We start from the raw sequence: 471 nt of genomic DNA on the forward strand, positions 1-471 counted from the left end.
AAGGTCCGATGATGGCGATCAAGACCGTCAACGCCCTCTCCCACTACACCGACTGGACCATCGGCCACGTTCACGCCGGCGCCCTCGGCTGGGTGGCGATGATCTCGATCGGTGCGCTGTACCACATGATCCCGAAAGTCTTCGGCAAAGAGCAGATGCACAGCATCGGTCTGATCAACGCGCACTTCTGGCTCGCGACCATCGGCACCGTGCTCTACATCGCGTCGATGTGGGTCAACGGCATCGCTCAGGGCCTGATGTGGCGCGCAGTCAACGAGGACGGCACGCTGACCTACTCCTTCGTCGAAACCCTGGTGGCCAGCCACCCGGGCTTCATCGTGCGGCTGGTGGGCGGGGCGATCTTCCTCAGCGGCATGTTGCTGATGGCTTACAACACCTGGCGCACCGTGCGGGCCTCGCAGCCTGCTGACGTCGTTGCTGCCGCGCAGATGGCCTGAGGAGTTCGCCATG

1 protein-coding gene is annotated in these 471 nt (G+C 63.5%); it reads left to right on the forward strand.

Features of this window, described 5'->3' with window-relative positions; translation table 11 throughout:
* A partial coding sequence (locus ACIOUG_RS26875) for a cbb3-type cytochrome c oxidase subunit I (protein WP_401070181.1) occupies positions 1 to 458 on the forward strand: 458 nt, incomplete at its 5' end.
* Positions 459 to 471 lie beyond the last annotated feature (13 nt).

Source organism: Pseudomonas sp. NPDC087803, assembly GCF_044742995.1.
In the GTDB taxonomy this organism is placed as follows: Bacteria; Pseudomonadota; Gammaproteobacteria; order Pseudomonadales; family Pseudomonadaceae; genus Aquipseudomonas.